This is a genomic window from Spirillospora sp. NPDC047418 (assembly GCF_040643275.1).
In the GTDB taxonomy this organism is placed as follows: Bacteria; Actinomycetota; Actinomycetes; order Streptosporangiales; family Streptosporangiaceae; genus Spirillospora.
Window position 1 is genome coordinate 46,586 of the sequence record NZ_JBEYTW010000012.1, and the last position, 15,776, is coordinate 62,361.

General features: G+C 75.1%; 19 protein-coding genes. 13 read left to right on the forward strand and 6 right to left on the reverse strand.

What is annotated here, in order from left to right:
• Nucleotides 1-87 precede the first annotated feature (87 nt).
• The gene (locus ABZ806_RS10145) at nucleotides 88-798 is read right to left on the reverse strand and encodes a DUF6882 domain-containing protein (protein ID WP_500216540.1); all 711 of its coding nucleotides are present in this window, start codon (nucleotides 796-798) and stop codon (nucleotides 88-90) included.
• Between the two features lie 128 nt (nucleotides 799-926).
• On the opposite strand from ABZ806_RS10145, the gene ABZ806_RS10150 reads away from it, so the two are divergent.
• Complete coding sequence (locus ABZ806_RS10150; protein WP_500216541.1) at nucleotides 927-1,544, forward strand: hypothetical protein; 618 nt, start codon at nucleotides 927-929, stop codon at nucleotides 1,542-1,544.
• Here the strand turns inward: ABZ806_RS10150 and ybaK are convergent.
• Together ybaK and ABZ806_RS10160 are read right to left on the reverse strand one after the other, a co-directional pair.
• On the reverse strand, nucleotides 1,428-1,943 hold the full coding sequence (gene ybaK / locus ABZ806_RS10155; protein WP_500216542.1) for a Cys-tRNA(Pro) deacylase: 516 nt from the start codon (nucleotides 1,941-1,943) through the stop codon (nucleotides 1,428-1,430). The two genes, ABZ806_RS10150 and ybaK, sit on opposite strands and share 117 nt — an antisense overlap.
• 33 nt (nucleotides 1,944-1,976) lie before the next feature.
• Entirely contained in the window at nucleotides 1,977-2,648 is a 672-nt protein-coding gene (locus ABZ806_RS10160) for an LON peptidase substrate-binding domain-containing protein (RefSeq protein ID WP_500216544.1), read from the reverse strand.
• Nucleotides 2,649-2,824: 176 nt separating this feature from the next.
• On the opposite strand from ABZ806_RS10160, the gene ABZ806_RS10165 reads away from it, so the two are divergent.
• The 11 genes from ABZ806_RS10165 (at nucleotide 2,825) to ABZ806_RS10215 (ending at nucleotide 11,108) form a co-directional block, all read left to right on the forward strand.
• Nucleotides 2,825-3,637, forward strand: a complete 813-nt coding sequence (locus ABZ806_RS10165) for a PhzF family phenazine biosynthesis protein (protein WP_500216545.1) — start codon at nucleotides 2,825-2,827, stop codon at nucleotides 3,635-3,637.
• A gap of 77 nt (nucleotides 3,638-3,714) precedes the next feature.
• Nucleotides 3,715-5,022 (forward strand): histidinol dehydrogenase, encoded by a 1,308-nt coding sequence (gene hisD / locus ABZ806_RS10170; protein ID WP_500216546.1) that lies wholly within the window; start codon nucleotides 3,715-3,717, stop codon nucleotides 5,020-5,022.
• A complete protein-coding gene (locus tag ABZ806_RS10175) occupies nucleotides 5,019-6,107 on the forward strand; it encodes a histidinol-phosphate transaminase (protein WP_500216547.1) in 1,089 nt (362 codons plus the stop codon). The genes hisD and ABZ806_RS10175 overlap by 4 nt, the downstream gene beginning before the upstream one ends.
• A complete protein-coding gene (hisB, locus tag ABZ806_RS10180; RefSeq protein ID WP_500216548.1) occupies nucleotides 6,104-6,697 on the forward strand; it encodes an imidazoleglycerol-phosphate dehydratase HisB in 594 nt (197 codons plus the stop codon). Before ABZ806_RS10175 ends, hisB begins: the two co-directional genes overlap by 4 nt.
• Nucleotides 6,698-6,699: 2 nt before the next feature.
• Entirely contained in the window at nucleotides 6,700-6,870 is a 171-nt protein-coding gene (locus ABZ806_RS10185; RefSeq protein ID WP_500216549.1) for a CG2302 family histidine operon protein, read from the forward strand.
• Nucleotides 6,867-7,502, forward strand: a complete 636-nt coding sequence (gene hisH, locus ABZ806_RS10190) for an imidazole glycerol phosphate synthase subunit HisH (RefSeq protein WP_500216550.1) — start codon at nucleotides 6,867-6,869, stop codon at nucleotides 7,500-7,502. The genes ABZ806_RS10185 and hisH overlap by 4 nt, the downstream gene beginning before the upstream one ends.
• Before the next feature lie 205 nt (nucleotides 7,503-7,707).
• Nucleotides 7,708-8,370 (forward strand): hypothetical protein, encoded by a 663-nt coding sequence (locus ABZ806_RS10195; protein WP_500216551.1) that lies wholly within the window; start codon nucleotides 7,708-7,710, stop codon nucleotides 8,368-8,370.
• Nucleotides 8,371-8,460: 90 nt separating this feature from the next.
• On the forward strand, nucleotides 8,461-8,664 hold the full coding sequence (locus ABZ806_RS10200) for a hypothetical protein (protein ID WP_500216552.1): 204 nt from the start codon (nucleotides 8,461-8,463) through the stop codon (nucleotides 8,662-8,664).
• A gap of 59 nt (nucleotides 8,665-8,723) precedes the next feature.
• Complete coding sequence (gene priA / locus ABZ806_RS10205) at nucleotides 8,724-9,443, forward strand: bifunctional 1-(5-phosphoribosyl)-5-((5-phosphoribosylamino)methylideneamino)imidazole-4-carboxamide isomerase/phosphoribosylanthranilate isomerase PriA (protein WP_500216553.1); 720 nt, start codon at nucleotides 8,724-8,726, stop codon at nucleotides 9,441-9,443.
• Between the two features lie 37 nt (nucleotides 9,444-9,480).
• Complete coding sequence (hisF, locus tag ABZ806_RS10210) at nucleotides 9,481-10,242, forward strand: imidazole glycerol phosphate synthase subunit HisF (RefSeq protein ID WP_500216554.1); 762 nt, start codon at nucleotides 9,481-9,483, stop codon at nucleotides 10,240-10,242.
• Between the two features lie 20 nt (nucleotides 10,243-10,262).
• A complete protein-coding gene (locus ABZ806_RS10215; protein ID WP_500216555.1) occupies nucleotides 10,263-11,108 on the forward strand; it encodes an ATP-grasp domain-containing protein in 846 nt (281 codons plus the stop codon).
• Here ABZ806_RS10215 and ABZ806_RS10220 read toward each other — a convergent pair.
• The 3 genes from ABZ806_RS10220 to ABZ806_RS10230 form a co-directional block, all read right to left on the reverse strand.
• The gene (locus tag ABZ806_RS10220) at nucleotides 11,105-12,841 is read right to left on the reverse strand and encodes a CocE/NonD family hydrolase (protein WP_500216556.1); all 1,737 of its coding nucleotides are present in this window, start codon (nucleotides 12,839-12,841) and stop codon (nucleotides 11,105-11,107) included. The two genes, ABZ806_RS10215 and ABZ806_RS10220, sit on opposite strands and share 4 nt — an antisense overlap.
• Nucleotides 12,842-12,902: 61 nt before the next feature.
• Nucleotides 12,903-13,847 (reverse strand): acyl-CoA dehydrogenase family protein, encoded by a 945-nt coding sequence (locus tag ABZ806_RS10225; RefSeq protein ID WP_500216557.1) that lies wholly within the window; start codon nucleotides 13,845-13,847, stop codon nucleotides 12,903-12,905.
• A complete protein-coding gene (locus ABZ806_RS10230; RefSeq protein WP_500216558.1) occupies nucleotides 13,847-14,980 on the reverse strand; it encodes an acyl-CoA dehydrogenase family protein in 1,134 nt (377 codons plus the stop codon). Before ABZ806_RS10230 ends, ABZ806_RS10225 begins: the two co-directional genes overlap by 1 nt.
• Before the next feature lie 202 nt (nucleotides 14,981-15,182).
• Between ABZ806_RS10230 and ABZ806_RS10235 the strand changes: the two genes are divergently transcribed.
• Nucleotides 15,183-15,743 carry a hypothetical protein gene (locus ABZ806_RS10235; RefSeq protein WP_500216559.1) on the forward strand — a complete coding sequence of 187 codons (561 nt, stop codon included), beginning with the start codon at nucleotides 15,183-15,185 and terminating at the stop codon, nucleotides 15,741-15,743.
• Nucleotides 15,744-15,776: the final 33 nt, after the last annotated feature.

Here is a 15,776-nt window from a genome sequence, read left to right on the forward strand (position 1 = left end):
CGCCGGCGCGCCTGCTCGTCCTGGCGAACGAAGAGGCGACCCGCTCCTCGGCCGGCGCCTGCGCGGCCTGCCGGACGATCCCCTGAGCTAGGGCCCGACCGCCGACGGGACGGCGACGAGTTCCGCCTTCCAGTCGACGAAGCGGCCGAGTCCGTCGAAGACGGCGTGGGCGGTGCCGCCGCCGGGGAGCAGGACGTCGGTCTGCGCGTCGGTCTGCCGGTAGGGGACGCGGTGGTGCGACAGGAACCCGGCGAGCGTCAGGCGGGGCTCGTGCGGGAAGAGGCTCGCCGCGTTCGCCAGCAGCCGCGGCAGCGGGACCGGGTCCCAGCGGGCGGCCGGCGCCTGCGGGTCGTCGACGTGCAGGTAGGCCGAGCCGCCGTCGTAGCCGGCGCCGATGTAGCCGGCGCCGCCGAGGACGCCGCCCGCGGCCATCGCGATCAGCTCGCCGCCGTGCCCGGCGGGACCCTCGTACCAGGACAGGTCGACCTCGGGCGTGGTGAACTCGGGGATGCCGAGCCGCTCCCCGAGCGCCGGGATGCCGAGCGTCGGGGCGACCGCGGGGTGCGCGTCGCCGAACTGGGGGTTCGCCCAGCCCCACAGCCAGGTGCGCTCGCGGGCCGCGTAGCTGCCGAGCAGCGACACGCGGACCGTGACGCCGCCGCTGGTGTAGGTGCGGGCGGTCAGGTCGGCGCTCCAGTCCTCGCGCGGCAGGAACTCGGCGAGCGTCTCCTGCTGCTGCAGGACGACGGCCGCGCGTGCGGCGCCGAGGCGTTCGAACGCAGGACTGAATCCGGACATGTCGGGCACATTATCCCAGGAATCGGGACCGTCGTGGGCGGGAATCGGACACCCTTCGAGAGTCGATCGGCCGAACCGGGCAGGCTAGGCTTTCGCTGTCAGAGCACTCACACCTAGGAGCGTACGAGGTGCGGCGACTCACCGGGAGGCTCTTCGCGACGAGGTTCTGGGTGACATGGGCCGCGACCGCCGCCGCGGTGGCCGTGCTCGGCCCGCCGGCCGGCCTGCTGTGGGCGAAGACGGCGCCCGCGGTGACCTATGTGATCATCCAGGGTGAGGCGCTGCTGGCGAACCCGGAAGGGCAGGGCCCGATCGGCATCGACGCGCGGTTCGCCCTGATCGCGCTGGTCGCCGGGATCGTGTGCGGCGCCGCCGCCTATCTGGCCGGCGGGCGGGGCAACGACGTCGCGCTGCTGCTCGGGCTCGCCGCCGGGGGCTGCGCGGCGGCCGTGCTGGCCTGGCGGACCGGGCACCTGATCGGGCTCGGCGACTACCGGGACGCGGTCCGCTCCGCGCGCGACGGCACCACCGTCACCGGCGTCGCCGACCTGCGCGCCACCGGCGTGCTGGTGTTCTGGCCGGTGGCGGCCGTGGCGGCCTACGGGCTGCTGGAGGTCGCCGTGCGGCGGCTACCGCCGGGCGATCGCGGCGGTGCTCGCGCCGGTGAGGCGGACGAGGTCGGCGGGGACGAGCTCGATCTGGAGTCCGCGCCGTCCGGCCGAGACGTAGACGGTCGCGAGCGCTGACACCGACGCGTCGATCACGGTGGGCAGCCGCCGCCGCTGCCCGAGCGGGCTGATCCCGCCGACGACGTACCCGGTGGCGCGCTCGGCGTCCTTCGGATCGGCCATCCGCGCCTTCTTCCCGCCGGCCGCCGCCGCGAGCGCCTTCAGGTCCAGGCTGGCCGACACCGGGACGATCCCGACGGTGAGCCGCCCGTCCACCTCCGCGAGGAGCGTCTTGAAGATCTGCCCGTGGGCGATGCCGAGGGCGTCGGCGGCGGCCTCCCCGTAGGACCCGGCGTCCGGGTCGGCCTCATAGGCGTGCAGAGTGAACGCGATCCCGGCGCTCGCCGCGGCGACGGTCGCCGGGGTGCCCTTGCCGCCCCGGCCCGCCGCGCCGCCCCTGGTGCTGGCAGTGCTCATGGGGGCAGTCTGCCGTGACCGGCGGGTCCGCGCTCAGTTCGGGGTGAACGACCCGTCCAGGAACTGCCCGGCCGGGACCGCCGGCAGGACGTTCAGGATGCGGTTCTCCCGGGCCAGCAGGTCCCGTTCGGCGGCCAGCCGCAGCGCCGCGTCCTCGCACTCCAGCAGGCGCTGCTTGTCGTGCCCGTCCAGGACGAGCGACGCCGCGACCGCGTAGGACATCGCCACCGGGTCGTCCGGCGGCTCGGCGTCCTCGAAGACGCCGGCGCCCGCGGCGCCGAGCCGGTGCCGGTAGCGCCGGAACAGCCGCCGGACCCGCGCCGCCATCGGCCCGGCACCGGCACCGGCCTCCTCGGGCAGGAACTCGACCTCGCCCTGCAGGTAGGGCCGGGACCTGTCCAGCTCCTTGACCCGGAACCGGCGGGCCCCGACCGTCACGATGTCGTAGCGGCCGTCCGGGTGCGGGGTCGCCTCGCGCAGTTCCGCGACGCAGCCGACCTCGGCGAGCCGGTGCGCGGCGCCCTCGCCGACCTCGTGGCCGAGTTCGATGCCGACGACGCCGAACCCGCGGGGCTCGGGCCGCTCCAGCAGGTCGCCGATCAGCCGGCGGTACCGGTCCTCGAACAGGTGGAGGGGGAGTACCAGCCCCGGGAACAGCACGGTGCCCAGGGGGAACAGGGGGAGCCGCTCGGTCACACTTCTCACTCCAGCGTTCCTGGGCGCCGCCGGGCGGACGCCCTCGACCGCCAGCGTACGTCGATATTGATGATCTTGGTAAGGGATGTTTTTTCAGACTGTGAAGCCGCGCGGCCGCGGCCGCGGGCCACTACCCGGTGATTGGCCGTGTCGCCGCTGCGGGGCCGGGCGCTAGCGTCGGTGCCATGAGGATGCTCGTCGTGGACGCCTTCGCCGACCGCCCGTTCACCGGCAACCCGGCCGGGGTGTGCCTGCTCCGGGACGCCGCCGACCCGGACTGGATGCAGCGGGTCGCCGCCGAGATGAAGCACTCGGAGACCGCGTTCGTCCGTCCCGTCGAGGACCCCGGCGCGGACTTCGAGCTGCGCTGGTTCACGCCCGTGACGGAGGTCGCGCTCTGCGGGCACGCCACCCTGGGCTCGGCGCACGCCCTCTACGAGACCGGGACCGTCGCGCCGGACCGTCCGGTCCGGTTCCGCACGCTCAAGAGCGGCGTCCTCACCGTCGCGCGGGAGGACGACGGGTCGCTGTCGATGGACTTCCCCGTCTGCGCGGCCGCGCCGGCCGAGATCCCCGGCGGGCTCGCCGCCGCGCTCGGCGCCGAGGTGCTCCGCGCCGGCCGCAACGTCCAGAACGACCTGCTGGCGGAGGTCGCGGACGAGGACGCCGTGCGCGGGGCCGCGCCGGACATCCGGGCGCTCGGCGCCGTCGACGCGCGCGGCGTGATCGTCACGGCGGCCGCGGGCCCCGGGCGCGCGTACGACTTCGTGTCGCGGTTCTTCGCCCCGCGCGTCCTGCCGGGCGACGCCGAGGACCCGGTGACCGGGTCCGCGCACACGGCCCTCGCCCCCTACTGGGCGGCCCGGTTCGGCCGCGACACGCTGACGGGCTACCAGGCGTCCGCGCGCGGCGGGCACGTCCGCGTCTCGCTGCGCGGCGACCGCGTGACCCTGTCGGGGACGGCGGTCACCGTCCTCGACGGCGCCTTCGGCGCGTGACGGAGCGCACCGCCGCGCACCGTCTCGCGACGTGAGACGGTGCGCGAACGGCCGGGCGCACTCCGTAGACTGGACGGGTGATCTCCCGTATCGACCTGCGCGGCTCGCTTCCCGGCGACCTGCGCTCCATGCTGCCCCGCGCCGACTTCGACGTCGAGGCCGCCCTGGACAAGGTGCGGCCCATCTGCGAGGACGTGCGCCATCGCGGCTCGGCGGCGGTCCGGGAGTACACCGAGGCGTTCGACGGCGTCGCGCTGGAGAGCACGCGGGTCCCGGTCGCGACCGTCCAGGCGGCCCTCGCCGGCCTCGACCCGGCCGTCCGGGACGCGCTGGAGGAGAGCATCCGCCGCGCCCGCGCCGTGCACCGCGCCCAGCGCCGCACCGACGTCACCACGCGGGTCGTGCCCGGCGGCACCGTCACCGAGCGGTGGATCCCGGTCGGGCGCGTCGGCCTGTACGTGCCCGGCGGGCGCGCCGTGTACCCGTCCAGCGTGGTCATGAACGTCGTCCCCGCGCAGGAGGCCGGCGTCGGCTCCCTCGCGGTGACCTCGCCCGCGCAGCGGGAGTTCGGCGGGCTGCCGCACCCGACCATCCTGGCCGCGTGCGCGCTGCTCGGGGTGGAGGAGGTCCACGCCGCCGGCGGCGCCCAGGCGATCGCCATGTTCGCCTACGGCACCGAGGACTGCCCCCGCGCCGACCTGGTCACCGGGCCCGGCAACGTGTACGTCGCCGCGGCGAAGCGGCTGCTCAAGGGCGTGATCGGCATCGACGCCGAGGCCGGCCCGACCGAGATCGCGGTCCTCGCCGACGACACCGCGAGCCCGGTGCACGTCGCCGCCGACCTGATCAGCCAGGCCGAGCACGACACGCTCGCCGCCGCCGTCCTGGTCACCGACTCGGTGCGGCTCGCCGACGAGGTCGAGACCGAGCTGAAGGCGCAGGTCGCGCGCACCGAGCACAGCGAGCGGATCACCGAGGCGCTCGCCGGGCGGCAGTCGGGCATCGTCCTCGTGGACGACGTCGAGGACGGCCTGAAGGTCGTCGACGCCTACGCCGCCGAGCACCTGGAGGTCCAGACCGCCGACGCCGCCGCGGTCGCCGCCCGCGTCCGCAACGCCGGCGCGATCTTCGTGGGGCCGCACGCGCCGGTGTCGCTCGGCGACTACCTCGCCGGGTCCAACCACGTCCTGCCGACCGGCGGGTGCGCCTGCCACTCGTCCGGGCTGTCGGTGCAGTCGTTCCTGCGCGGCGTCCACGTGGTCGAGTACGACCGGGACGCCCTCGCCGAGGCGACCGGGCGCGTCGTCGCGCTCGCCGAGGCCGAGGACCTGCCCGCCCACGGCGCGGCGCTCAAGGCCCGCTTCGACTGGGGGGTTCCTTCGTGACCTCGCTGAACGACCTGCCGCTGCGGGACGACCTGCGCGGCAGGGAGCCCTACGGCGCGCCGCAGCTGGACGTCCCGTACGCGCTGAACACCAACGAGAACCCGTACCCGCCGTCGGAGCGGCTGGTGAAGGCCCTCGGCGAGGCCGTCATGGACGTCGCCGGGACCCTCAACCGCTACCCCGACCGCGACGCCGTCGCGCTGCGCGAGGACCTCGCCGCGTTCCTGGACACCGACACGCCCGGCGCCGGCCTCACCCGCGACCGGGTGTGGGCGGCGAACGGCTCCAACGAGATCATCCAGCAGATCCTGCAGGCGTTCGGCGGGCCGGGCCGCACCGCGCTCGGCTTCGAGCCGTCCTACTCGATGCACCCGGTCATCACCGCCGTGTCGGGCACCCGCTGGGTGAACGCGTTCCGCGACGAGGACTTCGGCCTCGAACCCGAGCGCGCCGTCGCCGCCGTCGAGGAGCACCGCCCCGACGTCGTGTTCCTCACCTCGCCGAACAACCCGACCGGCACCGCCCTGCCGGCGGCGTCGATCGAGGCGGTCCTGGAGGTCGCGCCGGGCATGGTCGTCGTCGACGAGGCGTACGCGGAGTTCCGCCGCGCCGAGACGCCGTCCGCCCTCAGGCTGCTGGACGGCAACCCGCGGCTCATCGTCACCCGGACGATGTCCAAGGCGTTCGCGATGGCCGGGACCCGGCTCGGCTACCTGGCCGCCGACCCCGCCGTGATCGAGGCGCTGCTGCTCGTCCGGCTGCCCTACCACCTGTCGTCGGTCACCCAGGCCGTCGCCCGCACCGCCCTCGCCCACGGCGGCGAACTGCTCGGCGGTGTGGAGGCCCTGCGCCGCGAGCGCGACGGCCTCGTCGCGTGGCTGCGCGCCCGGGGTTTCCGGGTCGCCGACTCCGACGCCAACTTCGTCCTGTTCGGGACGTTCCCGGACCGTCGTAGGGTCTGGGAGAACCTGCTCGGACGCGGCGTGCTGATCCGGGAGGTGGGACCGCCCGAGTGGCTGCGGGTCAGCGTCGGCACCCCGGAAGAGATGGCCGCCTTCCGCACCGCACTGGAGGAGAGTCTGTGACGCGCAAGGGACGGATCGAGCGCGGGACCGGGGAGACCCAGGTCCTCGTCGAGATCGACCTCGACGGGACCGGCCGGGTCGACGTCGCGACCGGCGTGGGGTTCTTCGACCACATGCTCGCCCAGCTCGGCAAGCACGGGTCGTTCGACCTGACCGTCAAGACGTCCGGCGACCTGCACATCGACAGCCACCACACGATCGAGGACACCTCGATCGCGCTCGGCCAGGCGTTCCGGGACGCCCTCGGCGACAAGTCCGGCATCCGCCGCTTCGCCGACGCGTCCATCCCGCTCGACGAGGCGCTCGCGCAGGTCACCGTGGACGTCTCCGGCCGCCCCTACCTGGTGCACGTCGAGCCGGACGGCATGGCCCCGATGATCGGCCCCGAGTACGACACCACGATGACCCGGCACATCTTCGAGTCGTTCGTGTCCAACGCGCGGGTGGCGCTGCACGTCCACGTCCCGTACGGGCGCAACGCCCACCACATCGTCGAGGCCCAGTTCAAGGCCCTCGCCCGCGCGCTGCGCGACGCGGTCGCGTTCGACCCGAAGGTGCACGGCATCCCCTCCACCAAGGGGGCCCTGTAGCCGTGGAGATCGGCGACCTGGACTTCACCTACGGCACCATGGCGATCTTCGCGGTCGCGGTGTTCCTGCTGGCCGGGGTGTACAGCTTCATCAAGCAGGGCATCAAGATCGGCGCGCTGATCCTGCTCGTCCTCGCCGGGCTGGCGTTCGCCAGCGGGGTGATGTGGCTGTGACCCGGATCGTCGTCCTCGACTACGGCTCGGGCAACCTGCGCTCGGCCGAGCGCGCCCTGGCCCGCGCCGGAGCCGAGGTGACCGTCACGGCCGACTGGGACGCCGCGCTGGACGCCGACGGCCTCGTCGTCCCCGGCGTCGGCGCGTTCGCCGCCTGCATGGCGGGCCTGCGCGCGGTCCGCGGCGACCAGATCATCGGCCGCCGCCTCGCGGGCGGGCGTCCCGTCCTCGGCATCTGCGTCGGCATGCAGGTCCTGTTCGCCAAGGGCATCGAGCACGGCGCCACCACCGAGGGCTGCGGCGAATGGCCGGGCACGGTCGACCGGCTGAACGCGCCGGTCGTCCCGCACATGGGCTGGAACACCGTCGACGTCCCGGAGGGCTCGGCCCTCTTCGACGGCCTGGCCGGCGCCCGGTTCTACTTCGTCCACTCCTACGCCGCCCGCGGCTGGGACCTGGAGCCCGACCCGACCGGCACCATCGCGGCGCCGCTGGTCACCTGGGCCGAGCACGGCGACCGCTTCGTCGCCGCCGTGGAGAACGGCCCCCTGTGCGCCACCCAGTTCCACCCAGAGAAGTCCGGCGACGCCGGCGCCCACCTGCTCCGCAACTGGCTCGCCACGCTCGGCTGAGAGAACGTCCCGCGGGAGCCGAGGCGTCGCTCTACGCTGAGGCCAAGGTAAAAGAGAACCGGCGACCGCCCGCGAGGGACGGCCGCCGGTGCAGCTACTCCATGCCTTGGGTGGCGTGCTCAGCAGAGGCGGCCCAGGGCTTACGAGGTCAGAATAGCACACCCCTTTCCGTCCTCCCGGGGCGCTGAGCAGGCAGGAGACGCTGGTGAATGGTGAAGCGCTCGGCTGGACGCAGGCCGCGTTCTCGCCGGCCAGGCTGGCGCCCTACCTGGCGGCCGCGCTCGGGGACCAGGCCGCGGCCATGCGGCTGTACTGCTGGAACGTCGAGGCCGCCGCCGCGTTCTACGGCCCCCTCCAGTGCCTGGAGGTCGCTCTGCGCAACGCCCTGCACACGCAGCTCCGCCGGAGCTTCGGCCGCCCCGACTGGTGGACGGCCGCGCAGCTCACGGGCGGTGGGCGGCACGGCGTCGACCGGGCCGTGGAGAAGCTGCGCAAGCGGGGGGTGCGGCGTCCGAGCGCCGATGCCGTCGTCGCCGAACTGACCTTCGGGTTCTGGGTGTCGCTGCTCAGCAACCGCTCCCACCGGCAGTTCTGGGTCCCCGCGCTGCACCGCGCGTTCCCCGGGTACTCCGGGCCGCGCCGCGAGCTGCACGCCGAGATGTGCGAGGTCCTCGAGTTCCGCAACCGGGTCATGCACCACGAGCCGATCCACCACCGCGCGCTGCACAAGGACCACGAGAGGGTCTTCCGGCTGATGAGCCGCCTCTCGCCGGAGTGCGCGGCGCTGGCCACCGAACTGGACCGCGTCCCGGAGGTGCTGGCACGCCGCGACGACGTCTGCGCGGGCCGGTACAGGATGAGCTTCTGAAAGGGCGGGCGATGAACACAGAGCCGGTCTCACCGGCGGATGCCGCACGCCGGACCGGAGTGCAGCGGCCCCCCGGCGGTCATCGCGAGCTTGAGCGCGGGCACGTTCGGCGCACTGCCCGTGGTGGTGCCGCCGATTGCCGTGCAGCGGTCGATGACGGATATCCTCGGCATGCCGGACGAGAAGATCGCCGTCCACGAGGAGATCGCCCGCGTGACCGCCGGGCTCAGGGGTTCGGTGCTGCGGCTCCTGTTCGCGGGGGAGCACCCGCCGTTCGGGGCGGGCGGGTCCTGAACACCCGGCCGCCCGTGCCCGTGCACTGGGCAGACCACCTGTATCGATAGGGTTTCCGCATGACTTTGACGCTCCTTCCCGCCGTCGACGTCGCCGATGGCCGGGCGGTCCGCCTGGTCCAGGGCGAGGCCGGCACCGAGACCTCCTACGGCGCCCCCCTCGACGCGGCGCTCGCCTGGCAGCGCGCGGGGGCGGAGTGGATCCATCTCGTCGACCTCGACGCGGCGTTCGGGCGCGGCTCCAACCGGGGGCTGCTCGCCGAGGTGACCGGGCGGCTCGACGTGAAGGTGGAGCTGTCCGGCGGCATCCGCGACGACGCGTCGCTGGAGGCGGCCCTGTCCACCGGCTGCGCCCGCGTCAACATCGGGACCGCCGCGCTGGAGGACCCCGAATGGTGCCGCAAGATCATCGCCTCGCACGGCGAGCAGATCGCGGTGGGGCTGGACGTGCGGGGCACGACGCTCGCCGCGCGCGGCTGGACGCGGGAGGGCGGCGACCTGTGGGAGGTCCTCGCCCGGCTGGAGGACGACGGCTGCCCCCGCTACGTCGTCACCGACGTCACCAAGGACGGCACGCTGCGCGGCCCCAACACCGGGCTGCTCCGCGAGGTCTGCTCCCGCACCGACAAGCCCGTGATCGCCTCCGGCGGCGTGTCCTCGCTCGACGACCTGCGGGCGCTCGCCGGCCTGGTCTCCGACGGCGTCGAGGGCGCGATCGTCGGCAAGGCCCTCTACGCGCAGGCGTTCACGCTGGAAGAGGCCCTGGAGGCCGTGAAGTGAGTGGGGGAGGCCGTGAAGTGAGTGGGGAGGCCGTGAAGTGACCGTGGCCGTGCGGGTGATCCCCTGCCTGGACGTCGACGCCGGGCGCGTGGTCAAGGGCGTCAACTTCCAGAACCTGCGGGACGCCGGCGATCCGGTGGAGCTGGCGCGCCGCTACGACGCCGAGGGCGCCGACGAGCTGACGTTCCTCGACATCACCGCGTCCAGCGGCGACCGGTCGACGACCTATGACGTGGTGCGCCGCACCGCCGAGCAGGTGTTCATCCCGCTGACGGTCGGCGGCGGCGTCCGCACCGTCGAGGACGTCGACCGGCTGCTGCGCGCGGGCGCCGACAAGGTGTCGATCAACACGGCCGCGATCGCGCGGCCGGAGTTCCTGCGGGAGGCCGCGCACCGCTTCGGCTCCCAGTGCATCGTGCTGTCGGTCGACGCGCGCCGGGCCGACGGGACGGAGTCCGGGTTCGAGGTCACCACGCACGGCGGCCGCAAGGGCGCGGGCATCGACGCGGTCGAGTGGGCCCGGCGCGGTGAGGATCTCGGCGTCGGGGAGATCCTGCTGAACTCCATGGACGCCGACGGCACCAAGGCCGGCTTCGACCTGGAGATGCTCCGCCGCGTCCGGGAGACCGTGTCGGTGCCGGTGATCGCCAGCGGCGGCGCCGGCGCGGTGGAGCACTTCGCGCCCGCCGTCGCGGCGGGCGCGGACGCCGTCCTCGCCGCGAGCGTGTTCCACTTCGGGGAGCTGACGGTCTCCGACGTCAAGACGGCCCTGCGCGAGGCGGGCAACCCCGTCCGCTGACGAACAGGAGGCCCCCCGGAATGACCATCGCCTTCGCGACCTGTGCCTGGCTGCCCGGCGGCAGCGACGACGTCCGGGACCTGATCGGCGCCCTCGCCCCGCTCGGCGTCGAGGCCGAGCCGGTCATCTGGGACGGAGACGCCGACTGGTCCCGGTACGACCTGGTCGTCATCCGCTCCACATGGGACTACACGGCCCGCCGCGACCGGTTCGTGGCGTGGGCGGAGAGCCTGCCGCGCGTCCTCAACCCGGCGGACGTCATCCGCTGGAACACCGACAAGCGCTACCTCCGCGATCTCGCCGGAGCCGGGCTGCCCGTCGTCCCGACGCGCTGGGACCCCGACGACATCCCGTCCGACTGGCCCGAGTACGTCATCAAGCCGGCGGTCTCCGTCGGCTCCGGCGACACGGCCCGCTGGGGGCCCGGCGAAGAGGAGCGGGCCCGCGCCCACCTGCGCTCCCTGCGCGAGGCGGGCCGGACGGTCATGGTCCAGCCCTACCTGCCTGCGGTCGACTCCGCGGGCGAGACGGCCCTGGTCTTCTGCGACGGCGAGTACAGCCACGCCGGCCGCAAGGCGCAGATCCTCACCGCCGGCGCGGGCGTGCAGGGCTCCGTCCGCGGCGACGCCACGCGCGGCCGGGTCACCGCGGCCACGGCGACGGAGGCGGAACTGGACGTCGCGGCCCGCGCCCTCGCCGCCGTCCCGGGCGGCGCGGACCTGCTCTACGCCCGCGTCGACCTGATCCCCGGCCCGGACGGCGCCCCGCTCATCATCGAGCTGGAGCTCACCGAACCCAACCTCTACCTCCACCACGGCCCGGGCAGCGCCGAGCGGTTCGCGAAGGCGATCGCCGCCCGCCTCTAGTCGGCGTCCGCCTCGGAGGGCGCGGACACGGCGGCCTCCGGGGGGTGCTCGGCGATCGGCAGGATGATCGCGGACGGGTGGTCGGGGTCGTGGAAGACCTCCTGGTGGGCCTTCAGCATGCGGGTCTCGGCGGTGGCCAGGGGTTCGCCGGTGCCGGGGTTGGCGGCGACCTTGGGGTGGGCGCCGCTGGTGACGTGGACGCGGATCCGGTGGCCGCGGGCGAAGCGGTGCCCGGTGGGCCACAGGTCCACGGCGATGCGGCGGACGCCGCCGGTCCCCACGGGCTTCTCGGCGGCGGCGGGCAGCCGCAGGCCGCCCTCGCAGACGTTGCGGGACGTCCCGTCCGGGGCGACGTCGCAGAGCCGGACGATGAAGTCGGTGTGCGCGCGGTCGGAGCGGACGAACAGGTCGGCGCCGACCGGGCCGATCACGTCCAGGTCGGCGCCGAGGGCGGGGGAGGTGAACGCCAGGACGTCCGGGCGCCGCTCCAGCGGGCGGTTGTCGACGGGGCGGGAGCTGCCGAGCAGGGTGGGGCCGCCGAGCGCGGGCGTCGGGCGGGCCGGGTCGAAGGTGTAGGTGCTCGGCGGGTGGTCCTGCGGGCCGTCCTCGCCGAGGCCGTGCCCCTCCCCGGGGCCGCCGTGCAGGTGCCAGCGCACCTGCCGGGTGCCCGGCGGCGGCCAGTCGCGGTAGTGCCGCCATTCGCCGGCGCCGGTGATGTAGAGCCGGACGGGGTCGGGGCGCAGCCCGGACGGGTCGCCCTGCAGGTGGGCGCGGAACCAGGCGAGCGACTCGCGGATCCCCGGCAGCCCGTGCCGGGCGTCGGTGTGCCACCAGGGGCCGATCGTCAGGTACGGGGTGTGGCCGGCGGCGCGCAGCGCGAGGTAGTCCTTGATCTCCCACGGCAGGAACACGTCGTACCAGCCGCCGAGGAGGTTGACCGGCGCGGCGACCTGCCCGACGGTGCCGCTGAAGTCGCGGCGGTCCCAGTAGCCGTTCGGGGCGGCGCGGCCGGAGAGCGCCGGGTCGGCGAGGACGTGGTTGGCGAGGAGGTCCTGGTAGAAGCGCATCGGCTCGCCGCCCGCGAGGACGTCCAGCTCGGCGAGGGGGCGGCCGGAGCGGGCGGCGCGCAGGGCGCGGCGCCGGGCGGTGAGCGGCGCGGTGATCATGCCGAGCGGGCGCTGCTGGCGGTGCGTCAGGTCGGTCCAGCTGAGCGCGGACTCCAGCGCGAACGACCCGCCCACGTAGGCGGCGTCGCGGAACGACGACGCGGTGATCTGCAGCGACATCGCCTTCAGCGCCGGCCCCGCCTCGGCCGCGATCGCCCAGGCCGCGTAGCCGAGGTAGCTCGGGCCGAAGGTGGCGAAGGTGCCGTGGAACCAGGGCTGCCGCTTCATCCAGGCGACGGTGGCGAGCCCGTCGTCGCGCTCGTGGCCGAGCGGGTCGAACTCCCCGCCGGAGCCGGACGTCCCGCGCGTGCTCTGCACGACCAGCTGGAACCCGAACGGGACGAACAGCAGCCCGTTGGCGAGGGCGGCGGGGCCGCGCCGCCCGTACGGGGTCCGCACGAGGATCGTGGGCGGACGCTCCACCCCGGCCGGGACGTACCGGTCGGCGAGCAGCGCCACGCCGTCCGGCATGGTCGCCGGCAGGTCGCGCTCGACGGTGTAGCGGGACAGCCCCTTGGGGTGCGGCAGCCTGATCGGTGGGGCGGGCAGTCGGTCCCAGAGCGCCATGCTGCCTCCGTCCGCGGTGGTCTCCCACTTGGTAGGTAACCGCGGACGGGGGCCGCAACCGTCAGGGACCGGTGAGGAACGTCCAGGGATCGGGTGCCGCGGCGGCCGAGGCGCCCAGTTCGTCCGCCCATTCCGTCTCGTTTCCGTACTCGTCCCGCCAGGACCAGAGCCGCAGCGTGACCGTGCGGAGGACGTGCTCCCCGGTGACGCCGAGCGCCCCGTGGACCTGGTGCGCGATCGCCGCGACCGTGCCCGCCGCCCGCGACGCGTTCGCCTTGGCGGCGGCCACCGCGACCGGGTCGTCCGGGCCGCGGACGGCCGCGCGCACCGCGACGTCGGCGACCGTGGCCTCCCCGGCGAGTTCGGCGAGCAGCTGCTGGACGGCCTGGAACCGCCCGACCGGCCGCCCGAACTGCTCCCGCTCGCCCGCGTACCGGACCGACAGCTCCAGCGCCCGGCCCATCGCCCCGGTGAGCTGCACGGCACGCGCCAGCGCGCCGCGCCGCCGCAGTTCCGCCGGGCCCACCGCGCACGGCGCCACGGCCTCGGCCCGGACGCCGGGCAGCACGACGTCGTCGCGGGGCTCGCCCGCCACGTTCGACCCCTCGGTGATCCGCGCCGCCGCCGGGTCGACGACCGCGACGACCCCGTCCGCCAGGACGACCAGCCGGTCGGCGGAGCGGGCCCAGGGGACCCGCCGCAGCGTCCCGCTCAGCGTCCGCCCGGCGGCCTCGACCTCGCCCGACGCCGCCGTCAGCGCCCCCCGCGGGACCGGCAGCCCGGCCTCGGCGAGGAGCCGCCCGGCGAGCCAGCCGGTCTCGGCGAGCGGGACGGCGGCGCCGTGGTGCCCGGCCGCGCGGAGCACGGCGGCGGCGTCGGCCGGGGTCCCGCCGCTGCCGCCCGCCTCCTCCGGTACTCCCACCAGCGCCAGCCCGGACTCCACCAGCGCCGCCCACGGGTCGTCCCGGGCCAGGATCTCGTGCGCGGTCTCTTCCAGCAGCTCCATCAGCGCACTCCCAGGCCGCGCGCGACGATGCCGCGCAGGATCTCGTTGGTGCCGCCCCGCAGCGTGAACCCGGGCGCCTGCACGACCGACTCCGCCAGCGCGCGGGCCAGCGGGTCGGGGGAGGCCGGGTCGGGCTCCACGCCCGCGTGCTCCCGCACGACCTCGATGACCTCGCGTTCGAACCGGGTCCCGAGGTCCTTCACCAGGGCCGCGGGCACCTGCGGGGTCAGCCCGGCCTCCAGCGCGCCGGCGACGGCTAGGGACGCCTGCCGCAGCGACCACAGCCGCGCGGTCAGCCGGCCGAGGGCGCGCCGCGCCGCCGGGCCGTCCGCGCGGCCGTGCAGCAACCGGACCAGCAGGAACGTGCTGAGCAGCCGCTCGGGGCCGCTGCGCTCGTAGGCGAGCTCGGCGGTGACCTGCCGCCAGCCGTCCCCGGCCCGGCCGAGCACCATCGAGTCCGGGACGAACGCGCCGTCGAACACGACCTCGTTGAAGTGGTGCTCGCCCGACAGGCCGAGGATCGGCCGGATCGCGACCCGCTCGTCCGGCAGCGGGACGATGAACTGGCTCAGCCCGGCGTGCCGGTCGCCGGACCGTGGCGCGCTGCGCGCGAGGACGAGGATCGCGTGGGCGATGTGGGCGCCGCTCGTCCACACCTTGGTGCCGTGCAGCCGCCAGCCGTCCCCGTCCCGCTCGGCGCGGGTGCGGACGGACGCGAGGTCCGACCCGGAGTCGGGCTCGCTCATCCCGATCGCGAAGAAGCACTCGCCGCGCGCGATCGCCGGCAGGAACCGCGCCTTCTGCTCCTCGGTGCCGTGCGCGAGGATGCTCGGCCCGGTCTGCCGGTCGGCGATCCAGTGCGCCCCCACCGGCGCCCCGGCGGCGAGCAGCTCCTCGATCACCGCGAACCGCTCCAGCGGGCAGCGGCCGTGCCCGCCGTAGCGCTCGGGCAGCGTCATGCCGAGCCAGCCGCGCTCGCCGAGCCGCCGGCTGAACGCGGGATCGGCGCCGGTGAGCCAGCTGTCGCAGCGCGCGGTGAACGGCGTCTCGGCGAGGAACTCCCGGACCCGCCGCCGCAGCTCGGCGGCCCGCGGGGGGAACGTCCCCGGCTCCAGGTCGGACGGTCTGGCCACGTGCGCCTCCTCGATCTCAGGGCGACGCTACCGGCGCGCCGCCGCGCGCCGGTCAGCGGGCCCTTACCAGGGGCCTTCCGTGGCGGCCGGCGGCGTTCTCTGGGATCGTTGCCTTCCCGCAGACCGATCCCCAGGGGGCGAACACGAGATGTGGCCGGGGCCGAACCCGCCGACGGGACCGCCGCCCACGGGGCCGGGCCCGGTGCCGCCGCCCCGGATCCCCGAGCGGCGCGTCCGCCCCGGCGCGGGCTGGTACGCCCTGCCGGTCGCCCTCGTCCTCGTGGCGGCGGTGGGCGTCCTCACCATGCTGGCGTTCCTGTGGGACGACCGCCAGGTCGCGGACGGGCCGCCGGCGACGGGGGACCCGGTCGCCGGGATGCGGGTCCAGCTCTCCGAGGGGTACGGCTACTTCGTCTACGTCCGCACCGGCGGACCCTCGCCCTACCGGTGCGCGGTCGAGGTCGGCGAGCGGTCCGGGCCGATCAGGCTGACGCGGAAGAACTCCCGGAACGCGGCCGAGCGGACCGGGTACCGGTACACGGCCACGTTCCAGGCGCCGGTGTCCGGCTCGGCGCTGCTGACCTGCCGCGGCACCGACGGCCTGGTCCTGGTGGTACCGGACGACACCGTGTACGGCTACCTCTTCCTCGCGTTCCTCGCCGCCGTGTCCCTCGGCGGGGCCGCGGCCGTCGTCCTCGCGGTCGCCCTCGTCCGGCGGGGCGCCGCCGGGCGCCGCGTCGCGCCGGCTCCCGACGGACACTGAACCGCCGGCGGGCCGGGCCTCGGCCGCGCGCGG